Consider the following 14,053-nt stretch of genomic DNA (forward strand, 5'->3'; position numbering starts at 1 on the left):
TGAGGCGGAGGACAAGGCCCATGAGTTGCTTCAATCATGACCAGAGCATTGAAAGGATCGTATATGCGGTATTGAATCACCTGAACGAACAGTGGGGGAAAAAGCTCTTAAAGGAATTTACACAAAAAGCTTGACACTACCAAAGAGCTTTACAGCTTGAATTTTTTTCTCCTGTAGGTTAATCTATCTTGCTACAAATTTATCATTCAGTTTCTGGAGGTTTCAGTATGGCAAAGAGTGCAAAAAAATACGTTTATTTTTTTGGTAACGGCAAGGCCGATGGAAAGGCGGAGATGAAGAATCTCCTTGGTGGAAAGGGGGCCAACCTTGCTGAGATGACGAACCTCAGCATCCCTGTTCCGCCCGGTTTTACGATAACTACCGAGGTCTGTACCCTTTATTATAAGAACAACCGTAAATACCCTCCCGAGCTGAAAAAACAGGTGGACGCTTCGCTCGCCAAGGTCGAGAAGATTATCGGCAAAAAGTTTGGAGACCCGACCAATCCCCTTCTCGTCTCCATACGTTCCGGAGCACGAAGCTCTATGCCTGGCATGATGGAGACGGTATTGAATGTCGGCTTGACGACAAAGACCATTCCGGCGCTCATCAAGAAGACCCAGAATGAACGGTTCGTCTATGACGCCTACCGCCGCCTCCTCATGATGTATTCCGATGTCGTCATGGAGAAGGCCGCAGGGATTGAGCCCCATGATGGAGAGGGAATCCGCCAGAAGCTCGAGCATGCGATGGAGAGGACAAAAAAGGAAAAGGGATATAAGAGTGATACTGACCTCACCGTTGATGATCTGAAGACACTTTGTGATGAATTCAGGGTGATTATCAGACATACCCTGAAGAAGGATTTCCCTGATACCGCCCAGGAGCAGTTGTGGGGCGGGATCGGCGCCGTCTTCCAGTCATGGATGGGCAAGCGTGCCGTCTCGTACCGGAAGATCGAGAAGATACCCGAGGAATGGGGGACTGCCGTCAATGTCCAGTCCATGGTCTTCGGAAACACCGGCGACAATTCGGCAACAGGTGTCGCTTTTACACGCAACCCCGCAACAGGGGAAGATATGTTCTTCGGTGAATGGCTTCCCAACGCCCAGGGAGAAGACGTCGTAGCTGGGATCAGAACACCGAATCCCGTTAACAGGGCCGGAAAGACCGAGGACACAATGCACCTCCCTTCACTCGAAGAGGCTATGCCTAAACTCTATAAGGAATTATTTGCGATTCAAAAAAAGCTTGAGAAACACTATACCGACATGCAGGACATAGAGTTCACGATCGAGGACGGAAGGCTCTGGATGCTCCAGACAAGGGTTGGCAAAAGGAATGGCCAAGCCGCCATTCGCATGGCCGTTGAGATGGCGAAATCGAAGCTCATATCAAAAGAGACAGCACTCCTCCGTGTTAAGCCTGAGCAGATAGACGAGCTCCTTCATCCAAGTGTCGCCCCCGTGGCCGAGAAGAAGGCCTTTGAACTTGCGAAGGGCCTTCCCGCAGGCCCCGGCGGTGCCGTCGGACGGATTGTTCTCACCGCCGATGACGCCGAGGCATGGGCGAAGAGAGGTGAGAAGGTCATCCTTGTGAGGAATGAAACATCTCCCGAGGACGTGCACGGAATGCATGCTGCCGAGGCAATCCTTACGGCAAAGGGTGGGATGACAAGCCACGCGGCCCTTGTTGCGAGGGGCTGGGGCAAATGCTGTATCGTCGGGTGCTCTGCCCTTATTATCGATAATCGGCAAAAGGAAATCCGTGTGAACGGGAAGGCATTGAAGGAAGGCGATTGGATAACGCTCAACGGCACAAAGGGAAGAGTATACGAGGGGAGACTCGATCTTTTGCCCGCCGACCCTGAACACAATCCCTGGTATAAAGAACTCATGAAATGGGCCGACCAGTTTAGGACCCTCAAAGTAAGGACGAATGCCGATACGCCAAATGATGCAACAGTTGCTAGGACCTTCGGCGCCGAGGGGATAGGCCTCTGCAGGACTGAACATATGTTCTTCGGTCCCGACAGGATAAAGGCAGTCAGAGAGATGATCCTTTCCGACACCATAGAAGGAAGGAAAAGAGCCCTCGCAAAACTCCTTCCCTATCAGAAAGAAGACTTTATCGGCATATTCAGGGCCATGGACGGGCTGCCGGTCACGATAAGACTCCTTGACCCGCCCCTCCATGAGTTTCTGCCGCACACCGACAGGGAGCTCGATGAACTTTCAGAGGAGATGGGGGTATCCTTTGATCAGTTGAGCGCAAAGAACAGATCCCTTCATGAGTTCAATCCGATGCTCGGACACCGCGGCTGCCGTCTTGGCGTCACCTATCCGGAAATATACGAGATGCAGGTGCAGGCCATCACGGAGGCTGCCTGCGAACTCGCGAAGCAAAAGGTCAAGGTCATACCAGAGATCATGATCCCCCTTGTGGGCCACGTGAATGAACTCGCCGTAATGAGGACGCTAACGGTGTCCACGGCTGAAAGGGTTCAGAAAGAGTACAAAGTCAGGGTTCCTTACACCGTGGGCACCATGATAGAACTGCCTCGTGCCTGCACCACGTCCGATGAGATAGCATCACAGGCAGACTTTTATTCCTTCGGTACGAATGATCTTACCCAGACGGTGTACGGTCTTTCGAGGGACGATGCCGGAAGATTCCTTCCCTTTTACATAGAGAGCGGTCTGCTGAAGGAAGATCCCTTTATCTCGATCGATACGAATGGAGTCGGCGCCTTTATGAGGATCGCTGTCGAAAAGGGCAGGAAGGTCAAGAAAGACCTCAAGATGGGGATATGCGGTGAGCACGGCGGCGAACCGAAATCTGTCGAGTTCTGCCACACCCTGGGACTCAACTACGTCAGCTGCTCGCCTTACCGGGTGCCGATTGCACGCTTTGCCGCAGCACAGGCCTCGCTGAAAGAGAAGAAGAGATAATTCGGGTCGCTACAGGCAAAGGGAGAGTAGAGATTCTGCGACGCGCCGAGACTGATTGCCGGAGAGGGGAAGAATGCGGCCATCCACTACCGTTTCTCGGTCTACCCTTGCCTGAATGATCTCTGTCGCAATATGTTATTATAAAAAATACTACGTTCGAGAAAGGCGGTGATGGTATGTCACTTGAAAAGGAAAGGAAACAGACGCTCATAGGCGAATACAAGATTCACGAAAAGGATACGGGCTCACCGGAGGTTCAGATAGCAATTCTGAGCGAGAGGATAACCTATCTCACCGAGCATTTTAAGGCCCACAAGAATGACCACCATTCTCGCCGCGGACTCTTGAAGCTTGTCAGCCAGCGGAGAAGCCTCCTGGATTATCTGAAAGGCAAAAACAAGGAACGCTACGAAAAAGTTGTAGAGCGATTAGGGCTCAGGAGATAGGAGAAGGGTATTAATGACTACAGTAGAGGTTGACGTTCGAGGCAAAGCACTATCGATTGAAACAGGAGAAATAGCGAAACAATCAGACGGTTCTGTTGTTATCAGATACGGTGATACCGTACTTCTCGCCACGGCAGTTGCTAACAAAAAGATCAAAGAGGGCCTTGATTTCTTTCCCCTTACCATAGATTACCAGGAGAAGACCTTTTCAGCCGGAAAAATACCCGGCGGATACTTCAAACGCGAGGGAAGACCGACGGAAAAAGAGGTACTCACTTCCCGCCTCATAGACCGGCCGATACGACCGCTCTTCCCAAAGGGTTTTCTGTCCGAGACACAGGGCATCGTCTCTGTCCTCTCCTACGGCGAAGAGAACGTATCCGATGTCCTCGGGATAACAGGAATGTCAGCGGCTTTGGTCATTTCTGACATCCCCTTTGAGGGGCCCGTTGCGGGCGTGAGGGTCGGCCTCCTGAACGGTGAACTGATCATCAATCCCGCCCTTTCGGAATTGGAGAACCTTGAACTCAATATTGTCGTTGCAGGTACGGAAGATGCCGTTCTGATGGTCGAGGGAGGCGCGTCGGAGGTATCGGAAAAGATCCTCCTCGATGCCATTGAATTTGCCCATTCCGAGATCAAACGGATTGTGGCAGTCCAGAAGGAGTTGAGGGCTCTCGTCGGCAGGCCGAAGAGGACCGTCGTCGAGAAGACAGTGGACGAAGAACTCCAGAGGAGTGTCCGGGAATACGCCCTCGAACGGATCAAAGAGCACATTATGATTCCGGGAAAGCAGCGTCGCCAGGAAGCCCTCGATATTCTCCTGGATGCAACGCTGAAGCATTTCGAGGCTGATGAGAAGGGGCTCACCAAGGACATCGCAGATATCTTCTTTGACATAGAGAAAGACCTTGTACGGAGGATGATTATCGACGATGGCATACGGTCGGACGGCAGGAGACCCGATGAGATTCGACAGATAACATCGCGCGTCGGCTTCCTTCCGAGGGCCCATGGTTCGGCCCTCTTTGTGAGGGGTGAAACGCAGGCCCTCGTTGCGGTCACTCTCGGCACTGCCGATGATGAACAGAAGATCGAGACCCTGGAAGGAGAGACGTATAAGACCTTCATGCTTCACTACAATTTTCCGCCCTTCAGTGTCGGTGAAGTGAAACCGTTGCGGTCTCCCGGTAGACGTGAGATCGGCCACGGCGCCCTCGCCGAGCGTGCGATGAAACCGGTGATACCTTCGAAAGAGGCTTTCCCCTATACGATACGGGTTGTCTCCGATATCCTGGAATCGAATGGGTCCTCTTCCATGGCGACGGTCTGCGGCTCGACCCTCGCGCTCATGGATGCGGGAGTGCCGATCAAGGCCCCCGTTGCCGGTATAGCCATGGGAATGATCCAGGAAGGCAGCAAGACTGTTGTCCTTACCGATATCCTCGGTCTTGAGGATCATCTCGGCGATATGGATTTCAAGGTCACGGGGACAGAGGCAGGGATCACGGCATTCCAGATGGATTTGAAGACAGGCGGTGTCAGTAAGGACGTTATGGCCAAGGCCCTCGAGCAGGCGCGGCAGGGAAGACTCTTTATTATCGGAAAGATTAAGGAGGCCTTGTCAGCACCACGGGAAAATCTTGCCCCCCATGCCCCGAGAATCTATACCATGCAGATCGACAAAGAGAAGATCCGCGAGGTTATCGGGACGGGAGGGAAGGTAATCCGGGGTATCATAGAGCAGACAGGCGTCAAGATAGACATCAACGATGCAGGAATCATCAATATAGCCTCTGCCGATGAATCCTCAGCAGAGAAGGCTATCAATATCATTAAAGGCATTATCGCTGAGGCTGAGTTGGGCGCCATTTACCACGGCAAGGTGAAGAGGATTATGGACTTCGGCGCCTTTGTCGAGATCCTTCCGGGGACAGAAGGACTCCTCCATATATCGCAGATTGCCGAGAAGAGGATCGCGAAGGTTACCGACGAGCTCCAGGAGGGAGATGAGGTACTCGTCAAGGTGATCGAGATCGATAAAATGGGAAGAATCAGGCTCAGCAGAAAAGAAGCGATGAGGGAAAGGGAAGGAAGATAAGGGCTCTCTCTTCCCCTCGGTGTTCTTGGCTCGGACGTATGCAGCCGGCCTGAACCTAGTTTTCCGTTGTCGGGCGATACCCGCTCGATAATCCTTAGGAGACGAAGGGACGGTGCACCGTGCCTCGTGCTTTCGTTGAACTCACGGATCCTGAAAGAGCCGGCGGAGACCGACGATGTTCAAAAAGTATCATCTTGACAATGGCATCCCCCTTGTTGCGGAGCAGATCCGGAATGTCCGTTCAGTCTCTCTCGGGATATGGGTGAAGGTCGGATCCCGTTACGAATCGACGGACTCAAACGGCATATCCCACTTTCTCGAGCATATGTTCTTCAAGGGGACAAAGAGACGCTCCGCGCGCGACATTGCCGTTGAGATTGACTCCGTCGGAGGAGATCTCAATGCCTTTACTTCCCGTGAGGCAACTACCTTCTATGTAAAGGTTCTCGATGAGCACATCGAAAGGGGCATTGATCTCCTGACCGATCTTTTTCTCCATTCCACCTTCCCCGCTGGCGACCTCGAAAAGGAGAAGAGGATCATCAAGGAAGAGATTAAGATGGTCGAGGATACACCCGACGACTATATCCACGACCTGTTCTATCAGGCAATATGGGGCGACGAAGGCATCGGACAGTCGATCCTCGGCAGGAGAGAGACCATCAAGTCCTTTGGAAGGGATGATCTCATGGACCATATCAGGAAATACTACGGCACAAAGGACACCGTCATTGCATGCGCCGGGAACTTCCAGCCTGACAGACTCATATCCTCCCTCAATGAGACCCTCGGCGGTCTGAGGAGGGGTTCGGAGCCGAAAAAGGGCGGGAAGCCGCTCTTCTCCCCGTCGGTCGCAGTCCACGCCAAGGACCTCTCCGAGGCGCACGTCTGCATCGGCGTTGAAGGCATACCTCTCGCAAGCACTAACAGATATGTCCTCTATCTCCTGAATTCGGTCCTCGGCGCCGGGGTGAGTTCTCGCCTCTTCCAGGAGATACGGGAAACGCGAGGACTTGCCTACTCCATCTATTCCTTCCTCGCCTCCTATATCGACACAGGCTTGTGGGCCGTCTACGCCGGAACAGCAAGGAAAAGGGTTACCGAGGTTATTACACTCATCACGGAAGAAATGAAGAGCCTCAAAGATACCATTACCGACGTTGAACTCCAGAGGGCAAAGGATCAGATGAAAGGGAATCTTATTCTCGGCCTAGAATCCTCCAATAACAGGATGCAGAATATCGCTCGCCAGGAGATCTATTATGGACAGTACTATTCGCCGGAAGAGATCATCAGGGAGATTGAGGCGGTGAGTCTGGAGCAGGCAAGAGATCTTTCAGAGAGACTCGTTCAGAGCGGCGCCATGGCCCTCACCGTCCTCGGCCCCGTAGAGCGTTCGACAGTATCCGAACTGCCTCTTTGATCTCTTCTTCGGTGTTCCCTTTCCCTGTGCTGAGTCGTATGGCGGACAGCGAATCGTCATCTGAAAGACCCATGGCCTTGAGTACCGAAGATGGCTCTCTCCGCCCGGAGTGGCAGGCCGAGCCCGTCGATGCCACCACGACGCTCTTGAGATCCTGGAGCAGGTCGAGCGCATCGACACCTGCGATGGAAATGTTCAGGGTGTTCGGCAGCCTCAATGTTTCGTGTCCATTCAGTCGAACACCGTCAATTTCTTCGCAGAGACCGCGATAAAGGGTATCGGTAAGTCTCTTCGCCTGCAATGCCCTCTCGGTGATCTCGAGACGCGCCAGCTCACAGGTCTTGCCCAGACCGACGATTCCCGGTACGTTCTCTGTTCCAGGTCTCAGTCCCCGTTCATGCCCGGCGCCAAAGAAGAGGGGAGTAAGCTCCAGTCCCTTCCTGATAAAGAGTCCTCCGACTCCCTTCGGACCGTAGAACTTGTGAGGGACGATCGTCATCATATGAACCCCGAGAGCACCGGCGTTCACCGGAATCTTCCCCACGGTTTGTGCGGCGTCCGTATGAAATGTGATGCCCCTTTCCTGTGCGAGACTGCCGATCTCTTCAAGAGGCTGGAGAACGCCCGTTTCATTGTTGGCATGCATGATCGTTATGAGAACCGTATCCCGCCGCAGCGCCCTTTTCACCTCTTCTACAAGAACCCTCCCATCTCTGCCGACGCCGGCATAGGTGACTGAGAAGCCTCGGCTCTCAAGGTATCTGCAGGGATTCGTCACAGACGGGTGCTCAATGACAGACGTTATGACGTGTCCCTCACGCCGTGTCAGGGTCGTTCCCAGAATAGCGAGATTGTTTGACTCCGTTCCACCTGATGTGAAGAGGATCTCTTCGGCCGAGACACCGATCAGGTCCGCAACCTGAGAGCGGGCCTTTTCGAGAGACATCCGGGCCCTCACACCGGCATCATGGCTGCTCGAGGGATTTCCAAAGTCTGATCTGAGTGCCGACAGCATCACCCCGATAACCTCGGGGTCAACAGGAGTGGAAGCGTTGTTATCGAGATAGATCACTAAGCAAGATCCCGGTGAATGACGGTAACGTCGATGAGATCGTCTTTGATCATCTCGGCCATTCTTTCGGCAATGGCGGGCGACCGGTGTTTGCCTCCGGTGCAGCCGATCCCGATTGTCAGATATGCCTTTCCTTCAGCGACATACTGGGGAATAAGGAAATTCAATAACCCCGATGTCCTCTCCATGAATTCCCGGGCCCCCGGGCTTTGAAAAACAAAATCCTGCACGGCAAGGTCTGTTCCGCTCAAGTCTTTCAGCGCCGTCACAAAATGCGGATTCCGGAGAAACCGTACATCGAAGAGGATATCGACGTTCTGGGGTATGCCGAATTTATGACCGAAGGATATCAGGGCCACCGCGAGCGCAGCGTTCCCTCCAGTCACCTTGAAGAGCGAAGAGACGAGATGCCGCAACTGATGGGGGGTATAGGCCGAGGTGTCGATAATTCTTGTTGCCTCTGCCCTTATCGGCAGGAGCATGGCCCTTTCCATATCAATGGCCTTTTCGATATTCAGGTCCTCAGATACCAGAGGATGGGGTCTCCTCGTCTCCTTGAATCTTCTGACGATCGCCTCCCTTTCGGCTTCGAGAAAGATGATCTCGAGGTTGTATTTTTCACGCAGGACTGTAAGGACGGAATCGAGGGCAGGGAGGAATTCCTTTTCCCTGATGTCAACACCGATTCCTACCCTGTCGTTATGGCTGTCAGCAGTAATGATGGAGGTGAAGCGCTCCATGAGCGTCACCGGAAGATTGTCGACGCAGTAAAAGCCCTGGTCCTCAAGCGCCCGCAGCGCAACGGTCTTGCCGGAACCGGCAAAACCCGTTATGATGACGACTGTCGGTCTCATTTCCCTGTCACGCAGGACTTAAGGTGAAAGGTGATGGTACAAGCTGTAACGTATCGTTAACGGTAATCGTTACCTCAGCATGTATTTTGCTATTTCGCCGGTTCTATGAGGCCGAAGTGACCGTCATCCCTCCGGTAGATCACGTTTATGTCCCCGCTCACATCATTCGTGAAGATGTAAAAATCCCTCCCGAGCATGTCCAGCTGCATCGCGGCTTCGTCAGGACTCATGGGCTTCATGTCAAACCGCTTTTTCTTGATGATCCTCTCGGTTTCAGAGACTGCTGGACCTGCTCCTGACGGTCCGACAGAGGCCTTCCCTTCGCCCTTTCTGTGGGACACGAGCTTTTCCTTGTACTTCTTGACCTGTTTCTCCAATTTTTCGACGACCTCATCTATGGAAGAATAAATATCCTCGGTGGTCCCCTCTGCCTGGATCATCACTCCGTTCGCTTTCAGCAAGACCTCTGTCTTATGTCGGTATTTTTCGACGGTGAGGGTCACGGTCGCTTCCGAAATATTCGCAAGATACCGCTCAAACTTCTTCATCTTATCTTCTGCATAGCTCTTGAGCGCCGGGGTGACTTCAAGATGTCTTCCACTCACGATGACGTTCATATGGCCTCCTTTTTGATTGCTGAACCGCCCATTCTCGACCGTCCATTCCTAGTACGTCAGATTCATCTTTCTCCGCTGCCCTTGAGGGGGAATCCTCAGTTCTTCCCTGTACTTGGCAACCGTCCTCCTCGCTATCGTGATATCCTTTGTCTTGAGGAGCTCTACAATTCTCTGGTCGCTCATCGGCTTTTGAGGGTCTTCCTCGGAGATGAGTTTCCTGATCACATCCTTGACCGAAGTCGATGATACCGCTCCTGTGCCGCTTTGCAGGGCGCTGCTGAAAAAGAACCTGAAACCGAAGAGGCCGTGGTTGCATGAGAGGAACTTGTTTGATGTCACTCTGCTGATGGTGCTCTCATGCATACCGAGGGTCAGGGCCACATCCTTGAGATTCAGGGGTTTCAGGAAGGAAACATCCTTGTCAAAAAATTCTCTCTGGAAATCGAGGATGCACTCCGTCACCCGGTAAATCGTCCTGTTCCTCTGATCGAGACTCTTCAGGAGCCATACCGCTGAACGGAGCTTCTCCTCGACAAACTGCTTTTCTTCCTTCGAGAGTGTTTTCTTCGCCATGAGGAGCTTCCGGTACTGATTGCTCAACCTGATCCGCGGCAATCCCTCGTCATTGAGGATGATCTGGTACCCGTCCTCCGTTCGCATAACATAGACATCAGGAACAATGTACGCTGTGGCTGATGTTGAGAAGTTCCGTGCCGGCTTGGGCTCGAGGCCTTCGATAATGCTCACTGCCGTCATAACATCCTCAAGTAATGCTCCGTACTGTTTGGCAATCTGCTGATAGCGCTTCTTCTCGATGTCAGCCATGTTGTTAAGGATGATCTGCTCGGCAAGGCTGCCGGATAGGTTCATCGCCTTCAGCTGGAGGAGAAGGCACTCTTGGAGACCCCGTGCGGCGATTCCCGAGGGATCAAAGCTCTGAACATGGGCTATCGCCTGTCCGACCTGCTCGATGCCGGTCTTCAAAGCCGTGGCGATCTCTTCGTCAGAGGCTCGAAGATATCCATTCTCATCGATATTACCGATGATCATCTCCCCGATCTCCTTGATCGCTTCAGGAACATCGGAGAGCCGTAACTGCCACATGAGATGATCAACGAGGTCCGCCTCTTTGCTCATAAACTGTTCGAAGGAGGGGTGATCAACGGTACCGGGAGTGAAGTATCCCAGATCCCTGCCGTCGCTCCCCCGCTCATCGAAATAGTCTTCGACGCTCAGCCCCCCTGAAATGAGTCTCTCCAGGGGAGCTTCGGTATCGTCCGACACATTTGCAGGCTCTATGTTGTCAAGCTCCTCCCTGCTCAGTTCTTCCCTTTCTTCCGCCGCCTCCTCAAGGAAGGGGTTCTCGATGAGTTCCTGAGAAAGGGCATCCGACAGCTCAAGCTGGGGCATCTGGAGCAGTTTTATGGCAAGCTGCAGCTGAGGGGTGAGGACGAGTTTCTGGGAAAGTCGTAATTCTAATCTGCCTTCCAGCGCCATTAGAGTCGAAATTCCTTTCCCAGGTAAGACTCCTTGACCTCGGGGTTGGCAATGAGTTTTTCCGGGGCCCCTTCGTCCAGAATGCCGCCATTGCTTATGATATAGGCCCGATCAGTAATTGACAGGGTGTCCCTCACATTGTGGTCGGTGACGAGGATACCAAGACCCTTCTTCTTGAGATATTGAAGCATCTTCTTCAACTCTATTATAGCAATTGGATCTATTCCTGCGAAGGGCTCATCGAAGAGGATGAAGGTGGGATCGGTGGCAATGGCACGGGCGATCTCGGTCCTCCTCCTCTCCCCTCCGGAGAGTCGGTAGGAGTGCCGGTCAGCGAACTCCTTCAGACTGAACTCATCAAGGAGCTGCTCGACGCGCCCGTCCATCTCGTCTCCTTTCCATCCCCTGATTTCAAGCACCGCCCTGAGATTGTCCCGTACCGTCAATCGCCTGAAGATCGACGGCTCCTGGGGGAGATAACTGATGCCCTTGAGCGCCCTCCTGTACATTTGCAGCTTGCCGATGTCCTCGTTGTTCAGGAGGATGTTCCCTCTGTCAGGCCTTATGAGACCAACGATCATATAAAAGGTCGTGGTCTTCCCTGCACCATTGGGACCGAGGAGGCCGACGATTTCACCCGTCGAGACATAGATGCTGAGGTTCTTCACGACTTCCCTTCCGCGGTAACTCTTTGCAAGCTCCCTCGTCTCAAGGATATCCATTACTTGCCTTTCCTGTCCTTGATGAAAACCTTGCTGTTTTCAACAATCGACCGGTCTTCCTTCATAAGGTAGATCATCTTTGTGCCGGTAACGACGTTTCCCCCTTCTGCTGCCCGCGGCTCGCCGGTAAATACCACCTTCTCTTCGTCAGCAAAGTAAGTCGCAGCATCGGCAGTTATGACTCGTTCACTACGGATCAGCTTAACATTGCCCTCGGCATCTATCCTCGTTATGGCGCCGCCTTCGGTGTAGGTGACGAGCATCCGGTCAGAAGAGATGGTCATGTCATCGGACTTCGCAACGACAGTGCCTTCAAAAAGGGCAGTATGTGCCTTGTTGTCCGCCGTCAGCGATGAAGACGTTATGACGACGGGACCCTTTGTTTCAAGGGGTTTGTTCTCGGCGGAAACAACCGCACCACAGAGGCAGGCAAAAAGGAAGAGGAGAGAAGAGACAGCCGCACCACAGGCCTTCTTCGCCATAAACAGTCCGCTATCCCTGTTCCGGATGTTAATAAAATGTTGCCCTAACATTCTTCGTGAGTTTCAGTTTTTGGCCTTCGGTGGCAGACAGCCCATCACCCTCTATCCTGAACTTCCTGCCATCGATCATGACCCGGTCTTCTGAAGTGAGCAATCTAGTGGAGGGGTTCCACGCCAGACTCCTGGCAGATATCAGGGAATCTTTAATCCGTATCTTTATGTTCTCCTCGAGGAGGAGTTCCCTCGTCACCATGTTGTATCTTCCTGAGTCAGCGTCCAGCACCATCCCTTCCTTAATCGCATTGATGGTCACTGCATACATCCGTGCGACAGTTTCATCTCCGCTAAAATCGGCCTTACGGGCGGCAATAACCCATGCGTCACTGCCGCTTCTCTTGTTCACAATCCTCAACCCCTCAAAATAGGAATTTGTCTTCACGGAAGCATCTTTCCGGTACTCCTTTTCACCATTAAAGATAAAATAGAAGAGGATGAGCATGAGAAGTACGATTGCATATCCATATTTCAGTTTCACATAGAAAGTTTATCACAGAAAAAAGACCATAGTAAAGCAAATAATATACCAGAGGAGGGAGGACTCCCTTGACAAAAGAGGCGATTATCTCCTTCAGAGACCATCTCTTCCGCCTTCCAGGGCTGCTTTCAGTATGATTTCTCTTGACAACAGGCTATCCCATTAATATAATTAAGAAAAGCTGGTTATGGACCGTATTCATTCTCAAGTTTACTCTTTGCGAGGTATCTATGACAAAAGCTGATCTCGTTGACGCAGTATTCGGAAAGGTGGGACTTTCCAAGATCGAGTCCCAAAATATTATCGAGATGATCTTTGACACCATCCGACAGACCCTCGTCGAGGGAGAATCGGTAAAGGTCTCGGGTTTCGGCACATTCAATGTGAAGAAGAAGAATGCGAGAAGGGGAAGGAATCCCAAAACCGGCGCTGATCTTGAGATCACGCCGCGCAAGGTCATTACCTTCAAGGCGAGTAACCAGCTCAAAGACGTCGTAGAAAAGGTACATGAATAGATCCTCTGTTGAGAACATCGTTAAGGCCAGGCGGCCTTATCCCGACAAACTCTTTTACAAGATCGGGGAGGTGAGCAAGATAGCCGATGTGGAGCCCTATGTCCTGAGGTACTGGGAAACGGAGTTCCCCTTTCTGAGACCGAGGAAGAACAAGTCAGGGCAGAGGGTTTACGTAAAAAAGGACCTGGAACTCGTCCTTCAGATAAAGAAGATGCTCCATGAAGAGCGATACACCATCGAAGGTGTGAGGAAGAAGTTCGGAGAGAACGAACCGCCGAAACCGATACCAACCCCCGTCGTCCAGTCCTCGCCAAGAGAAGTAATCGAAAACGTCAAGAAGAGGCTCAGAGCGATCCTGAGCAGACTCCAGTAATCGGGGCGTAGCGCAGCCTGGTAGCGCACTCGCTTGGGGTGCGAGTGGTCGCCCGTTCAAATCGGGTCGCCCCGACCAATTAAATCAAGGGTTTACGAGATTCTGTAAGGTTTTTTGATTTTCTGCTGCCGCAGATTTGCCGCAGAGTTAACTATAAATAGATAGCTCTGCGGCCTTGTAAACCCGTAGTCTTCTAGTCCAAATGAAACCACCCAATCGTATTTTCCTTGCCAATATGACTAGTGATGCCAGAGCAATGCCATTAGAGGTTCCTGGGCTAAATGGGTAAGGATGCCTGGCAAATAAAATGACCTTAAAGGCGATAATGAGTGAGTATTTTTTGCAGAAGCAAAAACTCACACTATAAGTCACTATCAGATTTTTGCGAGAGGTCTTTCCTGAAATACTCTCCGCTGCCCTGTGATATTATTGTGCGCAGTATATATGGAAACAAATGTTCACAAT

General features: G+C 52.1%; 13 protein-coding genes and 1 tRNA gene. 7 read left to right on the forward strand and 7 right to left on the reverse strand.

Annotated features, from left to right (window positions below; translation table 11 throughout):
• Nucleotides 1-227: 227 nt before the first annotated feature.
• The 4 genes from ppdK (at nt 228) to VFG09_14730 (ending at nt 6,921) form a co-directional block, all read left to right on the forward strand.
• Nucleotides 228-2,951, forward strand: a complete 2,724-nt coding sequence (gene ppdK / locus VFG09_14715) for a pyruvate, phosphate dikinase (GenBank protein ID HET6516404.1) — start codon at nt 228-230, stop codon at nt 2,949-2,951.
• Between the two features lie 176 nt (nt 2,952-3,127).
• Nucleotides 3,128-3,397, forward strand: a complete 270-nt coding sequence (gene rpsO / locus VFG09_14720; protein ID HET6516405.1) for a 30S ribosomal protein S15 — start codon at nt 3,128-3,130, stop codon at nt 3,395-3,397.
• Nucleotides 3,398-3,410: 13 nt separating this feature from the next.
• On the forward strand, nt 3,411-5,498 hold the full coding sequence (pnp, locus tag VFG09_14725; GenBank protein HET6516406.1) for a polyribonucleotide nucleotidyltransferase: 2,088 nt from the start codon (nt 3,411-3,413) through the stop codon (nt 5,496-5,498).
• Between the two features lie 175 nt (nt 5,499-5,673).
• Nucleotides 5,674-6,921: a pitrilysin family protein gene (locus VFG09_14730; GenBank protein ID HET6516407.1), complete on the forward strand. Its 1,248-nt coding sequence runs from the start codon at nt 5,674-5,676 to the stop codon at nt 6,919-6,921.
• Here VFG09_14730 and VFG09_14735 read toward each other — a convergent pair.
• The 7 genes from VFG09_14735 to lptC all read right to left on the reverse strand — a co-directional run bounded on the left by VFG09_14735 (nt 6,869) and on the right by lptC (nt 12,700).
• On the reverse strand, nt 6,869-7,993 hold the full coding sequence (locus VFG09_14735; protein ID HET6516408.1) for a cysteine desulfurase family protein: 1,125 nt from the start codon (nt 7,991-7,993) through the stop codon (nt 6,869-6,871). The genes VFG09_14730 and VFG09_14735 overlap by 53 nt on opposite strands.
• A complete protein-coding gene (rapZ, locus tag VFG09_14740) occupies nt 7,993-8,847 on the reverse strand; it encodes an RNase adapter RapZ (GenBank protein HET6516409.1) in 855 nt (284 codons plus the stop codon). Before rapZ ends, VFG09_14735 begins: the two co-directional genes overlap by 1 nt.
• 89 nt (nt 8,848-8,936) lie before the next feature.
• The gene (gene raiA / locus VFG09_14745; GenBank protein ID HET6516410.1) at nt 8,937-9,464 is read right to left on the reverse strand and encodes a ribosome-associated translation inhibitor RaiA; all 528 of its coding nucleotides are present in this window, start codon (nt 9,462-9,464) and stop codon (nt 8,937-8,939) included.
• Between the two features lie 48 nt (nt 9,465-9,512).
• Entirely contained in the window at nt 9,513-10,961 is a 1,449-nt protein-coding gene (rpoN, locus tag VFG09_14750) for an RNA polymerase factor sigma-54 (protein ID HET6516411.1), read from the reverse strand.
• Entirely contained in the window at nt 10,961-11,683 is a 723-nt protein-coding gene (gene lptB, locus VFG09_14755; protein HET6516412.1) for an LPS export ABC transporter ATP-binding protein, read from the reverse strand. The genes rpoN and lptB overlap by 1 nt, the downstream gene beginning before the upstream one ends.
• Nucleotides 11,683-12,165 (reverse strand): LptA/OstA family protein, encoded by a 483-nt coding sequence (locus tag VFG09_14760; GenBank protein ID HET6516413.1) that lies wholly within the window; start codon nt 12,163-12,165, stop codon nt 11,683-11,685. Before VFG09_14760 ends, lptB begins: the two co-directional genes overlap by 1 nt.
• Nucleotides 12,166-12,193: 28 nt before the next feature.
• Nucleotides 12,194-12,700 carry an LPS export ABC transporter periplasmic protein LptC gene (gene lptC, locus VFG09_14765; protein ID HET6516414.1) on the reverse strand — a complete coding sequence of 169 codons (507 nt, stop codon included), beginning with the start codon at nt 12,698-12,700 and terminating at the stop codon, nt 12,194-12,196.
• Between the two features lie 230 nt (nt 12,701-12,930).
• Between lptC and VFG09_14770 the strand changes: the two genes are divergently transcribed.
• The 3 genes from VFG09_14770 to VFG09_14780 all read left to right on the forward strand — a co-directional run bounded on the left by VFG09_14770 (nt 12,931) and on the right by VFG09_14780 (nt 13,666).
• Nucleotides 12,931-13,215: an integration host factor subunit alpha gene (locus VFG09_14770; protein ID HET6516415.1), complete on the forward strand. Its 285-nt coding sequence runs from the start codon at nt 12,931-12,933 to the stop codon at nt 13,213-13,215.
• Nucleotides 13,208-13,588, forward strand: coding sequence for a MerR family transcriptional regulator (locus tag VFG09_14775; GenBank protein HET6516416.1), 381 nt, complete (start codon nt 13,208-13,210; stop codon nt 13,586-13,588). Before VFG09_14770 ends, VFG09_14775 begins: the two co-directional genes overlap by 8 nt.
• A gap of 1 nt (nt 13,589) precedes the next feature.
• A tRNA-Pro gene (locus tag VFG09_14780) sits at nt 13,590-13,666 on the forward strand.
• Nucleotides 13,667-14,053: the final 387 nt, after the last annotated feature.

This window comes from Thermodesulfovibrionales bacterium, assembly GCA_035686305.1.
Lineage (GTDB): Bacteria > Nitrospirota > Thermodesulfovibrionia > Thermodesulfovibrionales > UBA9159 > DASRZP01.